This window comes from Exiguobacterium sp. s163 (assembly GCF_018617135.1).
GTDB lineage: Bacteria > Bacillota > Bacilli > Exiguobacteriales > Exiguobacteriaceae > Exiguobacterium > Exiguobacterium profundum.
Map to the genome: position 1 here is coordinate 964,824 of NZ_JACSJN010000001.1, position 16,970 is coordinate 981,793.

Sequence of the window (16,970 nt, forward strand, 5' to 3'; positions counted from 1 at the left end):
GGCGTTATGGACGTAACGCCGTGACAAGCCCCATCATCTGATCGCTCATCGACATCGCCCGTGAGTTCATTTGATATGCTCGTTGTGTGATTGTCATATCAGTCATCTCTTTCGTCAAATCAACGTTCGATGACTCGAGTGTCCCTTCAATCAATAGATTTCCGAGTGGACGATCGACTTCGGTCTCCAAATCCGCTGCGAACACGTTATCTCCGAGCGGACGTAATTCCGACGTATTGCGGACTTCTACGATGTCGAGACGTCCGAATTCTTGTTCAACGCCATTCACACTCGCAACGACCACACCGTCTTGACGAATGCGCTGATTCGTCGCATCGTTCGGCATCGTGATTGGATTACCGTCATCTCCAAGAAGCGGATTCCCGTTCACATCAACGAGCGTCGTCTCGTCACCGACTGACAATTGCATGTTTCCACTTCGAGTCACCCCGACACCGTTCGGCGTGTCCACGACAAAAAATTGACGGCTCGCCTTTAAAAAGACGTCCAATCCACGATCTGTCGTACGTACTTGTCCGATATTGAACTGCTGTGTAATATCGGCGACATGTCCCCCGACTCCAATCCGAATCCCGTTCGGTGTGTCTCGACCGACTTCGAATTCAGGACGCGGTTGGTTGTTATACGCCTGCGACAATAGCGAAGCAAAATGCCCCTGTTGACGCTTAAAGCCGACCGTATCGACGTTTGCGATATTGTGACCTGTCACATCTAATTGACGCTGAAGTTGAGACAGAGAGTTGACCGAGTTATAAATGGACTGCATGGTGTTCCTCCTTAACGAATACGAGCGATTTCGATTGCTCGCTCGGCACTTTTATCATACGCTTGGACGACCTTTTGATTCGCCTCAAACTGACGATACGTCATCATCAAGTCTGCCATCGTCTGGTCGAGGTTGACGTTCGCTTCTTCAATAAATCCTTGTAGTACTTCGACCTGGGCCTGCGCCGGGGCATCACCCGTCACACGCCAGTCATTGCCGACTTGTTCAAGAGTCGTCAAGTCATCGATTTGGTAGGCACCAAGAGTCGCCACGTTTTGTCCAAGCGATGTGATGACACCATCTTTCCCTACTTGAAACTCGCTCGATGGCAGTTGGATTCGTTCCCCTTCATCAGAAAGGATATATCCGCCGTCCGCAGAACGAAGGAAGAGCGCCTCATCGATCGAGAAGCGTCCATTTGTCGTATACAACGTCTCGCCGCCTTGTTCGACCGCAAACATCGGGGCTCCCGCAAAATTAGTAGGTGCCTTTAAATACAAGTCGGTCGGGCTACCGGATTCTGTGATACTTCCAGCTGAGAAACGGGGCATTGTTTCTTGAAGATAGACGCCCATTGATAGGGTACCTACTTCTCCCTTCACGCGCGATTTCGCGTTATCCGGATTGCTGACTTGTGCAAGAAGCATCTCCGGAAACGAACGTACCACGCCATCAGACGCTTTGAAGCCTGGTGTTCTCACGTTACCAAGGTTGTTGCTCAAAATCTCTTGTTGGCGCTGCAGGGCATTCATCGCTCCCGCTGCTGTATATAATCCGCGTAGCATAATCGTCTTCCTTTCATCCTATAACATGATTCACTCTCTATATCGTACCAAACGAGCGTGACATTCACCGTTTTTTCAAAAAAGTTCATCCCATAAATTAGGATGAACTCTCTTCATTGACATGGTCGACCATCGGTAACTCAACAATCATCGTCGTTCCTTCTCCTAGTTGAGATTGAACAGAGATGGTACCACCGTGCAGTTGAACGATCTCTTTACAGATCGCTAAACCTAAGCCGGTTCCACCGATGCGTTTACTTTCTTCCGAGGCCGAACGATAAAATTTATCAAAGATTCGCGTCGCATCTTCTTCCGAAATACCTAATCCTTCGTCCGATATCCCGATTTGAATCGTGTCACCCTCACACGTGACATCAACCGTCACATTCCCACCGTTCGGTGAATATTTGATGGCATTGTTCAGGATGTTCGAGAAGACTTGACGTAATTGGGCCGGATCTCCCGCGACAAATAACGATTCGTCACAATCAAAGTGGAAGAAATGATGCTCCGTCGATCCTGCATGGATTTCGAGTAGATCTGATAATAAATCATATAGACTCTCTACTTTAAAGTCTGGTACGCTCATACCCGCCTCCATTTTTTGAACATCTAGCAAGTCACTCACGAGACGTTCGAGCCGCTTCGTCTCACTCGCAATCATGTCTAAATAGCGCTCTCGCTTCGTGTTTTCCAATTGACGCCTTTTGAGCAGTTCTGAAAAACCGAGAATCGAGGTAAGGGGCGTCCGAAGCTCATGGGATACTGTCGCCACAAGTTCTGTCTTCAAGCGATTGATTTCTGTTTCCTGGGTAATATCTCGTGACACGAAGATGACACCCACGCGTTCATTTTGCAGATCAATCGGTTCGGCGTACATGCGAATCGTTTTCTGACCTTCCTGCATCGTATACGTATACGTTTCATCGAATATACCTTCTTCTTTTGCACGTTTTGTGAATTGATTCAACCTCTCCGGATCGTCAATCTGGTTCATGAACATCGGATAGTACATCGCAATCGGGTATAGACTGCCCCGTTCCGTTGATGGAAGTGGATGCTCATACAAGTCAAAGAGTGCACTATTCACGAATCGTTCATTCGTCTCGAGTTCCGTATAGACGATAGAATCGCGCATCGTGTGCAAAATTCGAGCGGTCTTCTCTCGTTCACGATCGACTTGATCTTGTTGGGTCCGAAGTGAGGTCGCCATCTCATTAAACGCTTTCGACAACTGTCCGACTTCGTTTTGTAGCGGTTTAATCGGGATGAGTGTCGCGCTCGGGTTGCTCGCGAGACGCTCACTGTTTACCATCAGCGTCTGCAGTTGATTGGTCAACCTTAAAATATATGGCTGCAACCCGACAAACAATATGAACAATGCCCCGAGTAGAATCAAAAGCCACATCCATTGGGCTTTCACTAACTGTTTTGACAGCGCATCTCGCAATTCACTTTCTTGAAAATTAAGATTTTGTCGATAGTCGGTAAAGACCGACTCCATATCGACGATGCTCGCACTCATATCGGCAGCACTACTTGAGTTCAGTTTAAATCGTGTCTGAGTCGATGTTTCATTTTTCGGCATGAATTGCCCTACGGTGCGCATCTGCAGGAACGATTCATCGATTTCTCCTGCCTGCTTCGCAATCACATACTGCTCAAGTGCCGGCATGACGCGTGTCGTATAGATCGAGAAGAGAAGTCTCGCATCCTCTGCGAACTGTACTTCTTCCGCGTTTCTTGCCTGTTCTTCGAACCATGTCGTTTGCTCGTCGATATTCGTTTGAGCTGTTCTTACTTCTTCTAATAGCGCACGTTCTCCTAACAGGACGTGCCCTCGTAATTCATATTGCATCGATTGCCACGTTTCAAACAGATCTGTCGCCCGTGCACGTTGCTCACTAATTCGTTCTAATTTTACGGTCGTCTCTTGAATCGATTGCTGTGTATAAAAATAGGTCCCAATCGATGTGAGTGTCACTAAGGCAATCAATATATAAAAAATCGTCATAACTTGTCGACTAATGCGTTGTTCAATCCAACGTTTCATGGAATGCCTTCTTCCTTCACTCTTAGAATGCCTCACTTCGTACGGTGAATGACTTTTTCTGTTCAAACAAAAAAAGTTCGGGTACGATGATGAGACGGAGAGTCACTTCAAAAATTCATTCACCTATTAGGAAGAATAACGGAATGACCTCACAAGAAACTCACAAAGATTGAAGGGAATGTGCTCATGACGCGTAATCGAATGACGTTTATCTTCATCCTTGTGTTGTTGGTTGGTGTCAGTCTCACTTTATTGATTCGACATCAGTCGATCAATCCGATCGTCACCGTTAACAAGGGCGAAGCTTCTCTTCTCTCTTCTACTGTCGACGAAGAGATTTTGCGACTAGACGGCTCATGGCGCTATGAGTCAGGGATTGTCACCCAAGTTGATCGCCGCTCCTATCGAACCATTCCGTTTACAACCCCTTATCGTGAATCCACCTATGAACTCGATCTCGCGTTGCCGAACGGTACGTATGCCTTGCTCATTCCAAAGTCCCTCTCCTCTTCTACGATTTTGATAGATGGGAAAATGGTTGAAACGGTACAAATTGGAAACAATCGTCTCGTCGAGCAGCCGTCTCTGCTCTTGCTCGATGATGAAACAAAACAATTCCGACTGACGATTCAACATGAACGACAGGCAGGTAATTTTGCACCCATCGAAGAAAGTATATTAGTCGGACCGTTACATGCCATCATGACCACTCAAAACGCTTATGCCGGCTACGAATTTTTCATATTGCTCATTTCACTTTTGATTGCCATGTTCTATGCCATCGTCTATCTCTTTCACCGAAATGAACGCTTGTACGGTTTCGGGACAGCTTTCTTTTTGTTGACGAGTTTTTCCATCATGTCCCGAGATGGCATGTGGATCTCGGGTAGTGATAAGTTGACGTTGAGTTTAGCCTTACTGAGCATCATCATGTTGATTGAGTTTTCAAGATGTTTGGAACGTGTGTCGTTTGACCGGTTTTTGGCCATTTCGAGGTACCCGTTGTACGGATTGACTGGTTTAGCCATCCTCTTGCCCGCTTCCGTTTACGAGGTGTTCGAATATTTTGTATGGATGATCGTTCTATTCATCACGTTCTTTTGGGTCGGCTTGAACATCGGATGGCTCCTTGAAAAGTATAAGACCGGCAATCCGCTCGAATTACTAACTTTCACACTCGCCCAACTCGTCGGGTATATCGGAATCATGACGTCAACGTTCATCGTTTCGCCCAATCAGCAGCTGTACGCCAATACGTTTACCATCATTTATTTCCTATTGATGTTTTTACTTCTACCGATTCACTTGTCTACCGACAAAAGAAAAAAACAACAAGTCGAAGTGTTGGCTTCACAGCATGAGTTGTCCTTCTTCAACGCTCAAATCAAACCTCACTTCCTTTACAATACGTTCGGGAATGTGATTGCACTCTGTTACACGTCTCCACCCGATGCGGCTCGTCTACTCAGTCACTTAAGCACTTACGTCCGCTTCATTTTTGAAAATGGTCGAACCGAAAACGAGATATCGATTCGCCAAGAAGTCGATATGATTGACTCGTATCTCGCCATTGAACAGACGCGATTCCGTGATTCGTTCTACGTCGAGAAAAAAATTGATGAATCTCTTCTCGACTGTTCGATTCCACCTTTATTAATTCAACCACTCGTTGAAAATGCCGTGCGACATGGTCTCTATCGACACCCAGGACAAAAGCGATTGACACTTTCTATCCAGGAACGAAATGGAATGATTGAGATTTATGTTCAAGATACAGGGAGTGGTTTTGATCCAAACGTATCAAACAAAACATCTGGGATTGGGATTTGCAATATTAAAAGTCGAATCGAACACCTTCATGGTGCAACGTTTGACTTAGCTTCCACTTTGAAAAAAGGCACCACCATTCACCTGCGTTTACCAAAACAGGAAAGGACGAATCATTTAGATGCGTACGATTTTAATTGAAGATGAACATCATATTTTAGGGATGATGGAGCGGATTGTAAAAGAAGAGCCGTCTCTTGAGTGGATTGGTTCATTCCAAAGTCCGGTTCAAGCTCTCACTTTTATTCAAGAGCACCCGGTAGACCTTGTCTTTTTAGATATCGAGATGCCTGAAATGACGGGGCTCGAATTGGCGACCTATTTGCCGGAACGGACACAAGTCGTCTTCACGACCGCCCATCAACAGTATGCCGTTGAAGCGTTCAATTTGCATGCCACGCATTACTTGTTGAAGCCCATCACAGAGCAGATGATTCATAACGTCATTCCGCGTATCATCCAGCGCTATGAGGCGATTCAACAAAAGAATCTCAATCAATCTTGTCGCATACAATTTCTAGATCGTTTTTCGGTACGAACACAAGATGGAAATCTTGTGAAGTGGCCAACACAAAAAACAGAGGAGTTATTTGCCTACTTAGTTTTTCATCGTAAGCAGGTCATTAATAAGTGGGTACTTGCCGAAACCCTTTACCCGGACATCGATGAACCACAACGCGCCTTACACAACGTATACAACACGATTTATCGATTGAAAAAGACGTTAGCTGAACATGAACTCGATATAACTGTTAATACAATAAATAATGGCTATTCGATCGAACTTGGTGATTCCTGTGCCTGTGATTATTACGATTGGCTTGATGCACCAAATCCTTCAATTTCTAAAACAGACTTAAAAAATCGTTTATTTGTTGATAAAGACTATACATGGCATTGAAAAAGACATCTCACACTTAAAGTGAGATGCCTTCTTTTTATTGTATCCATCGAACGTTCTCTATTAGCGCCCAGTAAACCCTCCGTCAACGTGAAGATGTTGGCCATTCACCCATGCGCCGTCTGGGCCCATCAAGAAAGCGACGAAGCGAGCCGTATCTTCAGGCGTCCCCATTCGCTTATAAGGAAATAATGGTAGTAAGTGTTCGCGAAGTTCGTCATTGATCCAACCCGTATCCGTCGGTCCCGGATCGAGAGCATTCACCGAAATGCCGTATTCTCCTAATCCATTCGCCAACGCAGGTGTGATGGCAATCAATGCACCTTTCGTTGCGATGTAGGCCAGGTTATTCGCATCCGGTCCCCCCGATACGAAGAACAGGATTCGCCCATCTTGATGTCCCGCTTGTTTATAGCGTTCAATAAACGCAAAGGTGAGTCCGAGTGTCCCTTCGTTATTCACCAGGTAATGTTTTCTCAATACGTCGGTTGTAAAGTTCTCAACGTTGACATGTCGCTCATAGGTCGCGTTATGGATTAGCCTGCTCGGAATCCCGAGCTTGGCTTCAATCCGATTAAGTAGCCCGACTTCGTCACCCGAGGCTAGGTCATACGCCTCATGTTCGACACGGGCACCCTGTTCGGTCAACTCTTGAACGAATCGTTCGATGAAGTCTCTCTCTTCCCCGATTCCGTCGGTCGCGTCAAACGGACTCCAGTGTGTCAAATAAAGGTTGTGCCCTTCATGTGCTAGTTTTCGTGCAATCGCAGCTCCGATGCCTTGATGGCGGCTGACGCCCGTAATGAGTGTAAGTGGTTTGTTCATGATGTCCTCCGATTCTATTTGATTATTCTGTTCAGTCTATTAGTGAATCGGCGCCATTATGATTCCCCTCACATTGATTAATGATTTCATTATATACAATTTTTCCCACGAATGACCTATATATTCGTATCCTCTTTAGATATGATGAACATATATGATTCATCACATCGGTATTGGGAGGCGCTTATTTGAAAAAGTTGATCATAACGACATTTTGTACATGGATATTGAGTGCTTTGCTCTATGCTGCCTTGACGGATGAATCATTTGTCACGCTTACCCAATCCGTCGACGTCAATCAGAACGTGTTGGAGCGATACTTGACAACTCAAGTCATGTCTCCTCATTTTGGTGGGGATGTTTATGCCAGCTATCAAATCCTCGGGACGAGTACGACTCGACAGGAAGTGTATGTATGGGTGCTTCTACAAGAATATTATCCTAACCATCAACAACTTGAGCGAGGGACCGGAATATCTGCTCCAATCGTCTTACACATTGACCATTCCTCAGGAGTCTCTCGGATTGTCAATCATACGTTACCTCGAGATGGCTCATATTATCCTGGCGACTTACATACCCTATTCCCATTACATATTTCTATCGGCTTAATGTCTCACCCAACAGGACTTACCAACCGTCTCCAACGTCAACTTGAATCAGAGTTACCCCTTCCTGTTTCAAATACATATTGAAAGGATGAATCCCATGAGCCTCATTCAACAAATCAAACAAATCTACATCCCTGTCAAAGAGTTAGACCGTGCCGTTCAATTCTATCGAGACACGCTTGAGGTACCCTTTCTCTTTCAAGCAGGATTGCTCGCATTTTTCGACTGTGGGGGCGTTCGCCTCATGTTGTCCCCTCCAGAGAATGATGTTTTTGCAAAATCAAGTCCAATTCTCTATTTGAGTATCGCATCCATCGATGATGCTTATGCTCAGTTGAAAAATGCAGGAGTGACTTTCATTGATGAACCACACTGTGTGGCAAAAATGGGGACGACAGAAACGTGGATGAGTTTCTTCAAAGATTCTGAAGGCAACGTGTTGGCACTCGTCTCCGAAATATTGAGTTGAATATACAAAAAACAAGCGACCGCACGCGGTCGCTTGTCTGTTTATTTCAATCGATCTAAGTTTTCGAGCATGATTCCCGTTCCGTGCGCGACACTGAGTGTCGGCTCCTCGGCCATCATGACCGGCAACATGACACGCTCTGCGACGAGTTGGTCAAGACCGTGAAGGAGTGATCCCCCACCTGTCATGATGATTCCGCGGTCGATGATATCCGCTGCAAGTTCTGGTGGTGTCTGTTCAAGGACACGCTTCGCTGCTTCGACGATTTCATTAGCTGATTCAGCCATCGCTTCGCGAAGTTCTTCTGACGTAATGGTCACCGTACGAGGCAATCCACGTACCATGTCACGTCCACGAATATCCATCGATTCGTTACGCCCTCCTGGGAAGACCGTCGCGATTTCTTTCTTGATTTGTTCAGCCGTACGTTCTCCGATGATCAGCTTGTGCTTCTCTTTGATGGCACGAAGGATGTCCGTATCGAAGCGATCCCCTGCAATCTTGATCGTCTCACCGCAGACGATGTCTCCCATTGATAAAATAGCGACGTCGGTCGTCCCACCACCGATGTCAATGATCATGTGACCGACCGGCTTCCAAATATCCATGCCTGAACCGACTGCCGCAGCTTTTGGTTCGACGGCGAGGAAGACTTCTTTCGCGCCTGCTTTCTCAGCAGCTTCACGAATGGCTTTTGCTTCAACCGGCGTGACGTTCGCAGGTGTACAAATCAGCATGCGAATGCCTCCGAAGAAGCCTCGGACTTGAATTTTCTCGATGAAGTGACGGAGCATTTCTTCTGTTGTGGCGAAATCGGCGATGACTCCGTCACGGAGAGGACGGATTGCCACGATATCACCAGGTGTACGACCAACCATCTCATACGCTTCTGCACCGACTGCTAGTACTTTTCCTGTAGAGCGTTTTATCGCAACGACTGAAGGTTCGTCTAAGACGATTCCTTTCCCTTTGACGTGAATGACAACGTTTGCTGTCCCTAAATCAATCCCGATATCTTTTGAAAACATGATGTATAGGTTCCTCCGTTCGTTTCTTCATTGAAAAGAGCGAGAAGAGTCTCTCCTCGCCCTCTCATTCGTGCTCGTTTCTTAGTTCTGAACCATTTCTTCAGCTACTTCGACAGTTCCTTCAATACGCTCGATGTCAGCACCGAGTGCTTGAAGTTTCTTGTGGAAGTCAACGTATCCACGGTCGATATGATATAAATCTCCAACGCGTGTTTCTTCTTCCGCGATGAGACCTGCTAGAATAAGTGCTGCTCCGGCACGAAGGTCCGTTGCGACAACTTCCGCTCCTTGAAGGCGTACGCCACCTTTGATGATTGCCGAACGTCCTTCAATCTTAATGTCTGCGTTCATACGACGGAACTCTTCGACGTGCATAAAGCGATTCTCAAACACCGTTTCCGTGATGACAGATGTACCGCCCGCTTTCAAGACGAGTGCCATCATTTGTGACTGCATGTCTGTCGGGAATCCCGGGTGTGGCATCGTCTTCACATCAACCGGCTTCAATTCATCTGGTGCCGTGACACGCATGCCTTCTGCCGTATCCTCGAAGTGGACACCCATCTCTTCCATTTTTGAAATCAATGGACGAAGGTGCTCACGTTCTGCACCGATGACTTCGATGTCACTACCTGTAATCGCCCCTGCGACGAGAAACGTACCTGCTTCGATGCGGTCTGGAATAATCGAGTGTTCTGCACCGCGAAGTGTTTCGACACCTTCGATGCGGATTGTTTCTGTACCTGCCCCGCGAACGTGTGCGCCCATTCCGTTTAAGAAGTTCGCAAGGTCGACGATCTCAGGTTCTTTTGCAACGTTCTCGATGATGGTCGTACCCTCTGCGAGCACAGCTGCCATCATGATGTTCTCTGTCGCACCAACAGATGGGAAGTCCAAGTAGATTTTAGCGCCTTGGAGACGGCCTTCTACAGAAGCTTCCACGAATCCGTTTCCGATGACCGTTTTCGCACCCATCGCTTCGAATCCTTTTAAGTGGAGGTCAATCGGACGTGATCCGATTGAGCATCCGCCTGGCATCGCTACACGAGCGTGACCGAGACGGGCAAGAAGAGGTCCCATGACGAGGATTGAAGCACGCATCTTCCGCACGTATTCAAGCGGTGCTTCATCTTTGATGTCGCCCGACGCATCGACAGTTACTTCATTCTTTTCTTCATTGAACGATACCTCTGCACCGAGGTGACGAAGTACTTTGTTAATCGTGTACACGTCAGCAAGACGTGGTACGTTTTGTAAGATTGATTTTCCTTCGCTAGCTAATAGAGTGGCAACCAATGTTTTGAGTACGGCGTTCTTTGCTCCCTCAACACGCACAGTACCTGACAGTTTACGTCCTCCACGGACTACGATCAAATCCTTCATATCTCTCTTTGTCCTCCAACTTCATTGTTTTTTATATAGTGCGTCGATATCCGATTCCGGATGTGATGATGTCGATTATTTGAATGGTTTGTAAAACGTGATGGGTTTTCATTCACAATCAAATTGAATAATAAATAAGTGCAAACTGAATGAAAAACATCATGTCAGACGAATTTATCCTACATGATAATCATATAGGAGTCGTTACAGCAGGATTACAGTTTGTTAAATATTCTGCGACTACTGCATAGGTGCGAGCGCCTGCGCCAGTCGAATATACTCCAAAAAGAACTGGGCAATCAGCGAACCGAAGACAACCGCTACGAGGACGCGCAAGACAGCAGCTTGCGGACTCCTCACTTGATTGAGCACCTTGTCCCATTTGACGGGTAAGAGTGCCCACCAAGCAACGTAGATCGCTATGATATAAATCGCTAGCGAAAATACGGTATTGACCATCGACGATTCCCCTCTTTTCTAAAATTCGTACCATTTTCAATCATATCATGACATGTTAGAGAAAAAAAGACTTAGGGTCTTAAGCTTCGAGCGGTTTGAACCATTCGATCAACTCACTTTTTCTACAAGCACACCAAAAGGGACATCATCAGCAGTAAGGCTTTACTACAGTAATTGACGCCCCTCACATATTTCAAACATTATTCAATCGACTCGTCAAGGCTACGAGACCATCGAATCGCTTCGACGTAATATTGAGACCAATCCGAATCTGTGTTATGGAGTGGAATCGTCAACTGTTCGTAGGCGATCACATCCTCTAACAACTTTCGCAAACCATTCTGTTCACCGAGTAACGCTGCCTTTACAGGGAGCGCCACCGGAAGCTCTGCAATCAACGTTTGCATCGCCTCATCGAGAATGACGTCGAGTGATGAGAAGATTCCTGTAATGAATGCATCAAACGGTAATACATCTGTCAATGTATCCTCCGCAATCAACTCCATCATTTTCCCGCGGATGACACTCTGTTTGATTAGTTCTTTCGATTCAGAGGTCTGCATCTCCCGTAAGAGCATCAAATACGACCATCGTTTCAACTCATCTAGTCCGATTCGTGCGACGGCTTGCTCGATGGATTGAATGGTATGTCGACCTTTTTGATACACCGTATTGACCGTACGGAGCATCTTATAGGATAAGTCGACACTTCGCTCAATTTGCGCTGAAATCCGTCGGAAGCTCGGTTCCGGACGATCGAGTTCTTTTAACATTTCAATGAGCGTGTGACGCAACGGATGGACTTCGGCCCCGTGCTCCACGATGGGACGACTAAAGAAGTATCCTTGGAACATCTTATATCCGAGTCGTTTCGCAATCTCGTACTCTGCGGGTGTCTCGATTTTTTCCGCCAAAAATTCGATTCGGTGTCCGAGCGCATCAATCAATTTTTGCTGCTGGTCTACCGGGGTCGCTTGATAGTCAATTTTGATGATGTCGGCGAGTCCAATCAATGGGCGATACTTCTCTTCAAATACGAAATCATCCAATGCAATCGTATAACCTTGACGTCTCAAAGAGCGGAGAGACTGTAATAGCTTTTCCGTCGGTTCGACATGTTCGAGCACTTCGACGACGAGCGATTGACGCGGTAGCAACGAAGGCACTTCCCCTTCAATCAACGTTTGAGGGAAGTTGATGAACGCACGCGTCCCTTCTGTCAATTCCCGAAAATTGAACACAAGGTAAGCGTTATGAATGACGTCAGCCGTTGCCAACGAATCATCTACATTCTCAAAAATATTATTTTCGCTGCGGCGATATAACAATTCGTAGCCGCAAACGCGTAACTGTTGGTCAAAAATTGGTTGTCGCGCAACGTAAACTTTCATTCCCTAATCTCCTTTACGATAGTTCCCACCTTTATTATCGGTCTTCTCCCATATATTTTTTACTAGTCCCATCAATTAGAAGCACGACAAAAGACCCATTTTTTTCAAAAAACAACAAAAACTCCCACACTTTCGTGTGAGAGTCATTCTTATTCTTTCATATCGCGAATGCTTAAGCGGTTGATCGCTTTTTTGAGCGCAAGTTCCGCACGACGGAATTCGAGTTCCGAGAGCTTCGTGTCTTGAAGACGACGCTCGGCACGAACCTTCGCCGCAGAAGCGCGGTCATAGTCAATCTTATCCGCCATTTCGGCTGTTTCAGCTAAGATCGTCACCGTGTCGGGACGAACTTCCATGAAACCGCCGCTGATTGCGATCAGCGTGCGTCCACCATCTTCGTGGCGCAGCTTGAGAACTGAGACGTCGAGTGGCGTCACCATCGGGATGTGCTTCGGTAAGATACCGAGCTCACCAGTGACCGATTTGGCGATGACCATTCGTGCGTCTCCTTCAAAGGCTGCACCATCCGGGGTGACGACGTTGACGTGAACAGTATTCATCGTCTAGTTTCCCCCTTCCGCGTAGGTCTTAGACCAACGTCTTCGCTTTTTCGATGACGTCTTCGATTGGACCGACGAGACGGAATGCATCTTCAGGAAGATCGTCGTGTTTACCTTCGAGGATCTCTTTGAATCCGCGTACTGTCTCTTTGACTGGCACGTATGAACCTTTTTGGCCCGTGAACTGCTCAGCCACGTGGAAGTTTTGTGATAAGAAGAACTGAATACGACGTGCACGGTGAACCGTGAGTTTGTCGTCTTCAGACAACTCATCCATCCCGAGGATGGCGATGATGTCTTGAAGTTCTTTGTAACGCTGAAGCGTCTGTTGAACGTTACGTGCGACTTCATAGTGATCTTTTCCTACGATTTCAGGAGAGAGGGCGCGTGAAGTCGATGCGAGTGGGTCAACGGCTGGGTAAATCCCCATCTCCGAAAGACGACGCTCAAGGTTTGTTGTGGCATCAAGGTGGGCGAACGTTGTTGCCGGAGCCGGGTCCGTATAGTCATCGGCTGGTACATAAACCGCTTGAATCGAAGTAACCGATCCTTTTGCAGTCGATGTGATTCGCTCTTGAAGCATACCCATTTCTGTCGCAAGTGTCGGCTGGTAACCTACCGCCGATGGCATACGTCCGAGAAGGGCCGAAACCTCAGAACCTGCTTGTGTGAAACGGAAGATGTTATCAACGAAGAGAAGAACGTCTTGTCCTTGCTCGTCACGGAAGTATTCTGCCATTGTCAAACCAGTCAAGGCAACACGGAGACGTGCACCAGGTGGTTCGTTCATTTGACCGAAGACCATCGCTGTTTGCTTGATAACGCCTGAGTCCGTCATCTCGTGGAACAAGTCATTTCCTTCACGCGTACGCTCACCGACTCCTGCGAATACAGAAATCCCGCTGTGCTCTTGCGCGATGTTGTTGATGAGTTCCTGGATGAGGACGGTCTTCCCTACACCGGCACCACCGAAGAGGCCGATTTTACCACCTTTGATGTATGGTGCGAGAAGGTCGACGACTTTGATCCCTGTTTCAAGGATTTCAACTTTCGTTGACAATTCGTCAAATGTTGGCGCTTGACGGTGAATCGGTGCACGAAGCACGTCAGCTGCCACTTCTTTATCATCGATTGGATTACCGAGAACGTTGAAGACACGTCCAAGTGTCATTTCTCCAACTGGTACCGAAATCGGTGATCCTAAGTCAAGTACTTCCATACCGCGGCGAACGCCGTCAGTTGAGTCCATCGCAATCGTACGGACCGTGTCGTCACCAAGGTGAACAGCTACTTCAAGCGTCAAGTCGACACTAACATCGTCTGCTGTCGCTGCCACGTGTGTGACTTTGAGAGCGTTGTAGATGTTCGGTAAGTGGTTGTCGAACTTAACGTCGATAACTGGGCCCATGACTGCGACTACGCGGCCTTTCATGCCGTATTCGTTCATCGTGTTAGCCTCCTACAATCTAGAGAGCGTGCGCTTATTCAAGCGCCGACGCACCTCCGACAATCTCTGTGATTTCTTGTGTGATCGCTGCTTGACGCGCGCGGTTGAATTTGAGCTTGAGTCCGCGAATGAGTTCATCCGCGTTGTCTGTCGCACTCGACATCGCCGTCATCCGTGCTGCGTGCTCTGATACTTTCGCGTCGAGCAATGCACCATAGATGAGTCCTTCCGCATAACGTGGGAGGAGCGCCGCTAAGATCGTTTCTTCTTCTGGTTCGTATTCATACATCACATTGGATGCGGACTGTTCGATATCCCCGAGCGGGAGCAATTGTTGAATCTTCACTTCTTGGCTGATGACCGAGATGAACGAGTTGTAGCAAAGCTTCAATTCATCAATCTCGCTCTCGCTGAAGGCACCAACCGTCTGCTTGACGATTTCTGCGACTTCAACAAAAGTTGGTTGGTCGTTTAGCCCTGTCATCGCGCTATACACCGGAATGTTGCGTGACTTGAAGAACTGGACGCCGACTTTTCCGATTACGTAAAGACGGTACTCATCTGTTGATGTGTGCTTGTCTTTGAGTTCACGGTACACGTCACGCAAGACGCTGGCGTTGTATCCACCTGCGAGTCCGCGATCTGACGTAATGACGATATAACCAGTCCGTTTGACGGGACGTACTTGAAGCATCGGGTGTGTCGCGCCTGATGTACCACCGGCGATCGACGAGATGACTTCTTGCAACTTGTCCATGTACGGCTTGAAGTTGGCGTTGTTCCCTTGGGCCCGGTTCAACTTCGATGCCGACACCATGTTCATCGCTTTCGTGATTTGCTTCGTGCTTTGGGTCGAGGTGATCCGCATCTGGATCTCACGTAATGATGCCATTTCGATTCACCACCTTAATAGACGCTCGTCACCGGATTAAACCGATGGCGAGAACGTCTTTTTGAATTCCGTAATTGCGTCGACCATTGCCTCGTCTGAAGGAAGGTTTCCTGTTTGACGGATTTCACGGCAGAGGTCTTTACGGTTTTGGTCGAGCCATGCGTTCATTTCTGTTTCGAAACGACGGATGTCTGTGACTGGGATGTCATCGAGATGACCTTTCGTGAGTGCGTAGATGATGATGACTTGCTTGTCTACAGAAAGCGGTGCGTTCAAGTCTTGTTTCAAGACTTCAACCGTACGCTGACCACGGTTCAACTTCGATTGTGTCGCTTTGTCGAGATCTGATCCGAACTGAGCGAACGCTTCGAGCTCACGGTAAGACGCGAGGTCAAGACGAAGTGTACCAGCAACTTTCTTCATCGCTTTCACCTGAGCCGAACCACCAACACGCGATACCGAGAGACCGGCGTTGATCGCTGGGCGTACCCCAGAGAAGAAGAGGTCCGACTGAAGGAAGATCTGACCGTCTGTGATCGAGATAACGTTTGTCGGAATATATGCTGAGATATCCGATGCTTGTGTCTCGATGAACGGAAGTGCTGTCAATGAACCACCACCGAGTTCGTCGTTCAACTTCGCTGCACGCTCAAGAAGGCGTGAGTGGAGGTAGAAGACATCCCCTGGGTAGGCTTCGCGGCCTGGAGGACGACGGAGAAGGAGCGAGAGCTCACGGTAAGCTGCCGCTTGTTTCGAAAGGTCATCATAAACAACGAGGACGTGTTGTCCGCGGTCCATGAAGTACTCACCCATCGATACCCCAGCGAATGGCGCGAGGTAAAGAAGTGGTGCCGGCTGTGATGCCGATGCCGAAACGACAATTGTATAGTCGAGCGCGCCGTTTTGACGAAGCGTCTCTACTACGCCACGTACAGTCGATTCTTTCTGACCGATTGCAACGTAGATACAAATCATGTTCTCTTCTTTTTGGTTGATGATCGCATCGATGGCAACAGATGTTTTACCTGTCTGACGGTCACCGATGATGAGCTCACGCTGACCACGACCGATTGGAACGAGGGCGTCAATCGCCTTAATTCCTGTTTGAAGTGGTTCGTGAACCGATTTACGAGCCATAACGCCGTAAGCTTTACGCTCGATCGGGTTATAGTTGTCAGTCACGATTGGTCCAAGACCATCGATTGGTTGTCCGAGTGGGTTGACGACACGTCCGAGGAGCGCCTCACCGACTGGTACTTCCATGATGCGACCTGTACGTTTGACAGAGTCGCCTTCTTTGATCCCTTTGTAATCGCCAAGGATGATAATCCCGACGTTACCTTCTTCTAAGTTTTGCGCCAAGCCCATTACGCCGTTAGAGAACTCTACGAGTTCCCCCGCCATAACGTTATCGAGTCCGTGTGCACGAGCGATACCGTCACCTACTTGAATGACTGTACCTGTCTCGCTGACTTCGATTTCAGAACCGTACGAAGCGATTCGTTCTTTTAGCAGGGCGCTGATTTCTTCAGCTTTGATTGTCATTGAATTC

Annotated in this window: 16 protein-coding genes; 4 read left to right on the forward strand and 12 right to left on the reverse strand. The window is 47.5% G+C overall.

The genetic code is table 11. The features are described 5' to 3' along the window. Positions 1-4: 4 nt before the first annotated feature. The 3 genes from KNO71_RS04970 to KNO71_RS04980 form a co-directional block, all read right to left on the reverse strand. Positions 5-787, reverse strand: a complete 783-nt coding sequence (locus tag KNO71_RS04970; protein ID WP_012727342.1) for a flagellar hook-basal body protein — start codon at positions 785-787, stop codon at positions 5-7. Positions 788-798: 11 nt separating this feature from the next. Beyond that, positions 799-1,572: a flagellar hook-basal body protein gene (locus KNO71_RS04975; protein WP_078147650.1), complete on the reverse strand. Its 774-nt coding sequence runs from the start codon at positions 1,570-1,572 to the stop codon at positions 799-801. 97 nt (positions 1,573-1,669) lie between these two features. Next, positions 1,670-3,625 carry an ATP-binding protein gene (locus tag KNO71_RS04980; RefSeq protein WP_214687546.1) on the reverse strand — a complete coding sequence of 652 codons (1,956 nt, stop codon included), beginning with the start codon at positions 3,623-3,625 and terminating at the stop codon, positions 1,670-1,672. 186 nt (positions 3,626-3,811) lie between these two features. Here KNO71_RS04980 and KNO71_RS04985 point away from each other — a divergent pair, with 186 nt between their 5' ends. Then, positions 3,812-5,593 (forward strand): sensor histidine kinase, encoded by a 1,782-nt coding sequence (locus tag KNO71_RS04985; protein WP_078147652.1) that lies wholly within the window; start codon positions 3,812-3,814, stop codon positions 5,591-5,593. Next, on the forward strand, positions 5,574-6,353 hold the full coding sequence (locus KNO71_RS04990; protein WP_159562966.1) for a response regulator: 780 nt from the start codon (positions 5,574-5,576) through the stop codon (positions 6,351-6,353). The genes KNO71_RS04985 and KNO71_RS04990 overlap by 20 nt, the downstream gene beginning before the upstream one ends. Before the next feature lie 63 nt (positions 6,354-6,416). Here the strand turns inward: KNO71_RS04990 and KNO71_RS04995 are convergent, their stop codons facing one another. Next, positions 6,417-7,178: an SDR family oxidoreductase gene (locus KNO71_RS04995; protein ID WP_214687549.1), complete on the reverse strand. Its 762-nt coding sequence runs from the start codon at positions 7,176-7,178 to the stop codon at positions 6,417-6,419. A 188-nt stretch (positions 7,179-7,366) separates the two neighbouring features. On the opposite strand from KNO71_RS04995, the gene KNO71_RS05000 reads away from it, so the two are divergent. Then, positions 7,367-7,873: a hypothetical protein gene (locus tag KNO71_RS05000; protein ID WP_214687552.1), complete on the forward strand. Its 507-nt coding sequence runs from the start codon at positions 7,367-7,369 to the stop codon at positions 7,871-7,873. A gap of 13 nt (positions 7,874-7,886) precedes the next feature. Beyond that, entirely contained in the window at positions 7,887-8,258 is a 372-nt protein-coding gene (locus KNO71_RS05005) for a VOC family protein (RefSeq protein ID WP_159562969.1), read from the forward strand. A gap of 41 nt (positions 8,259-8,299) precedes the next feature. Here the strand turns inward: KNO71_RS05005 and mreB are convergent, their stop codons facing one another. From mreB to atpA, 8 genes are all read right to left on the reverse strand, one after another. Continuing rightward, positions 8,300-9,286, reverse strand: a complete 987-nt coding sequence (gene mreB / locus KNO71_RS05010; RefSeq protein WP_078147656.1) for a rod shape-determining protein — start codon at positions 9,284-9,286, stop codon at positions 8,300-8,302. An 81-nt stretch (positions 9,287-9,367) separates the two neighbouring features. Beyond that, positions 9,368-10,669, reverse strand: a complete 1,302-nt coding sequence (gene murA, locus KNO71_RS05015) for a UDP-N-acetylglucosamine 1-carboxyvinyltransferase (RefSeq protein ID WP_214687554.1) — start codon at positions 10,667-10,669, stop codon at positions 9,368-9,370. A gap of 240 nt (positions 10,670-10,909) precedes the next feature. After that, entirely contained in the window at positions 10,910-11,128 is a 219-nt protein-coding gene (locus KNO71_RS05020) for a DUF1146 family protein (protein WP_214687555.1), read from the reverse strand. A gap of 200 nt (positions 11,129-11,328) precedes the next feature. Beyond that, a complete protein-coding gene (locus tag KNO71_RS05025) occupies positions 11,329-12,519 on the reverse strand; it encodes an EAL and HDOD domain-containing protein (RefSeq protein WP_214687556.1) in 1,191 nt (396 codons plus the stop codon). A 149-nt stretch (positions 12,520-12,668) separates the two neighbouring features. Next, complete coding sequence (locus tag KNO71_RS05030) at positions 12,669-13,079, reverse strand: F0F1 ATP synthase subunit epsilon (protein WP_012727354.1); 411 nt, start codon at positions 13,077-13,079, stop codon at positions 12,669-12,671. A 28-nt stretch (positions 13,080-13,107) separates the two neighbouring features. Continuing rightward, on the reverse strand, positions 13,108-14,526 hold the full coding sequence (atpD, locus tag KNO71_RS05035; RefSeq protein ID WP_078147659.1) for a F0F1 ATP synthase subunit beta: 1,419 nt from the start codon (positions 14,524-14,526) through the stop codon (positions 13,108-13,110). A gap of 34 nt (positions 14,527-14,560) precedes the next feature. Continuing rightward, positions 14,561-15,418: an ATP synthase F1 subunit gamma gene (atpG, locus tag KNO71_RS05040; RefSeq protein WP_074035890.1), complete on the reverse strand. Its 858-nt coding sequence runs from the start codon at positions 15,416-15,418 to the stop codon at positions 14,561-14,563. A 36-nt stretch (positions 15,419-15,454) separates the two neighbouring features. After that, on the reverse strand, positions 15,455-16,963 hold the full coding sequence (atpA, locus tag KNO71_RS05045) for a F0F1 ATP synthase subunit alpha (RefSeq protein ID WP_078147660.1): 1,509 nt from the start codon (positions 16,961-16,963) through the stop codon (positions 15,455-15,457). Between the last annotated feature and the right edge of the window lie 7 nt (positions 16,964-16,970).

Coding starts and splice junctions, on each gene's coding strand:
- mreB (WP_078147656.1), bottom strand. CDS start 9,286: ATGTTTTCAAAAGATATCGGGATTGATTTAGGGACAGCAAACGTTGTC.
- KNO71_RS05020 (WP_214687555.1), bottom strand. CDS start 11,128: ATGGTCAATACCGTATTTTCGCTAGCGATTTATATCATAGCGATCTAC.
- murA (WP_214687554.1), bottom strand. CDS start 10,669: ATGAAGGATTTGATCGTAGTCCGTGGAGGACGTAAACTGTCAGGTACT.
- atpA (WP_078147660.1), bottom strand. CDS start 16,963: ATGACAATCAAAGCTGAAGAAATCAGCGCCCTGCTAAAAGAACGAATC.
- KNO71_RS04975 (WP_078147650.1), bottom strand. CDS start 1,572: ATGCTACGCGGATTATATACAGCAGCGGGAGCGATGAATGCCCTGCAG.
- KNO71_RS05030 (WP_012727354.1), bottom strand. CDS start 13,079: ATGAATACTGTTCACGTCAACGTCGTCACCCCGGATGGTGCAGCCTTT.
- KNO71_RS04970 (WP_012727342.1), bottom strand. CDS start 787: ATGCAGTCCATTTATAACTCGGTCAACTCTCTGTCTCAACTTCAGCGT.
- KNO71_RS04985 (WP_078147652.1), top strand. CDS start 3,812: ATGACGCGTAATCGAATGACGTTTATCTTCATCCTTGTGTTGTTGGTT.
- KNO71_RS04980 (WP_214687546.1), bottom strand. CDS start 3,625: ATGAAACGTTGGATTGAACAACGCATTAGTCGACAAGTTATGACGATT.
- KNO71_RS05005 (WP_159562969.1), top strand. CDS start 7,887: ATGAGCCTCATTCAACAAATCAAACAAATCTACATCCCTGTCAAAGAG.
- KNO71_RS05025 (WP_214687556.1), bottom strand. CDS start 12,519: ATGAAAGTTTACGTTGCGCGACAACCAATTTTTGACCAACAGTTACGC.
- atpD (WP_078147659.1), bottom strand. CDS start 14,526: ATGAACGAATACGGCATGAAAGGCCGCGTAGTCGCAGTCATGGGCCCA.
- atpG (WP_074035890.1), bottom strand. CDS start 15,418: ATGGCATCATTACGTGAGATCCAGATGCGGATCACCTCGACCCAAAGC.
- KNO71_RS04995 (WP_214687549.1), bottom strand. CDS start 7,178: ATGAACAAACCACTTACACTCATTACGGGCGTCAGCCGCCATCAAGGC.
- KNO71_RS04990 (WP_159562966.1), top strand. CDS start 5,574: ATGCGTACGATTTTAATTGAAGATGAACATCATATTTTAGGGATGATG.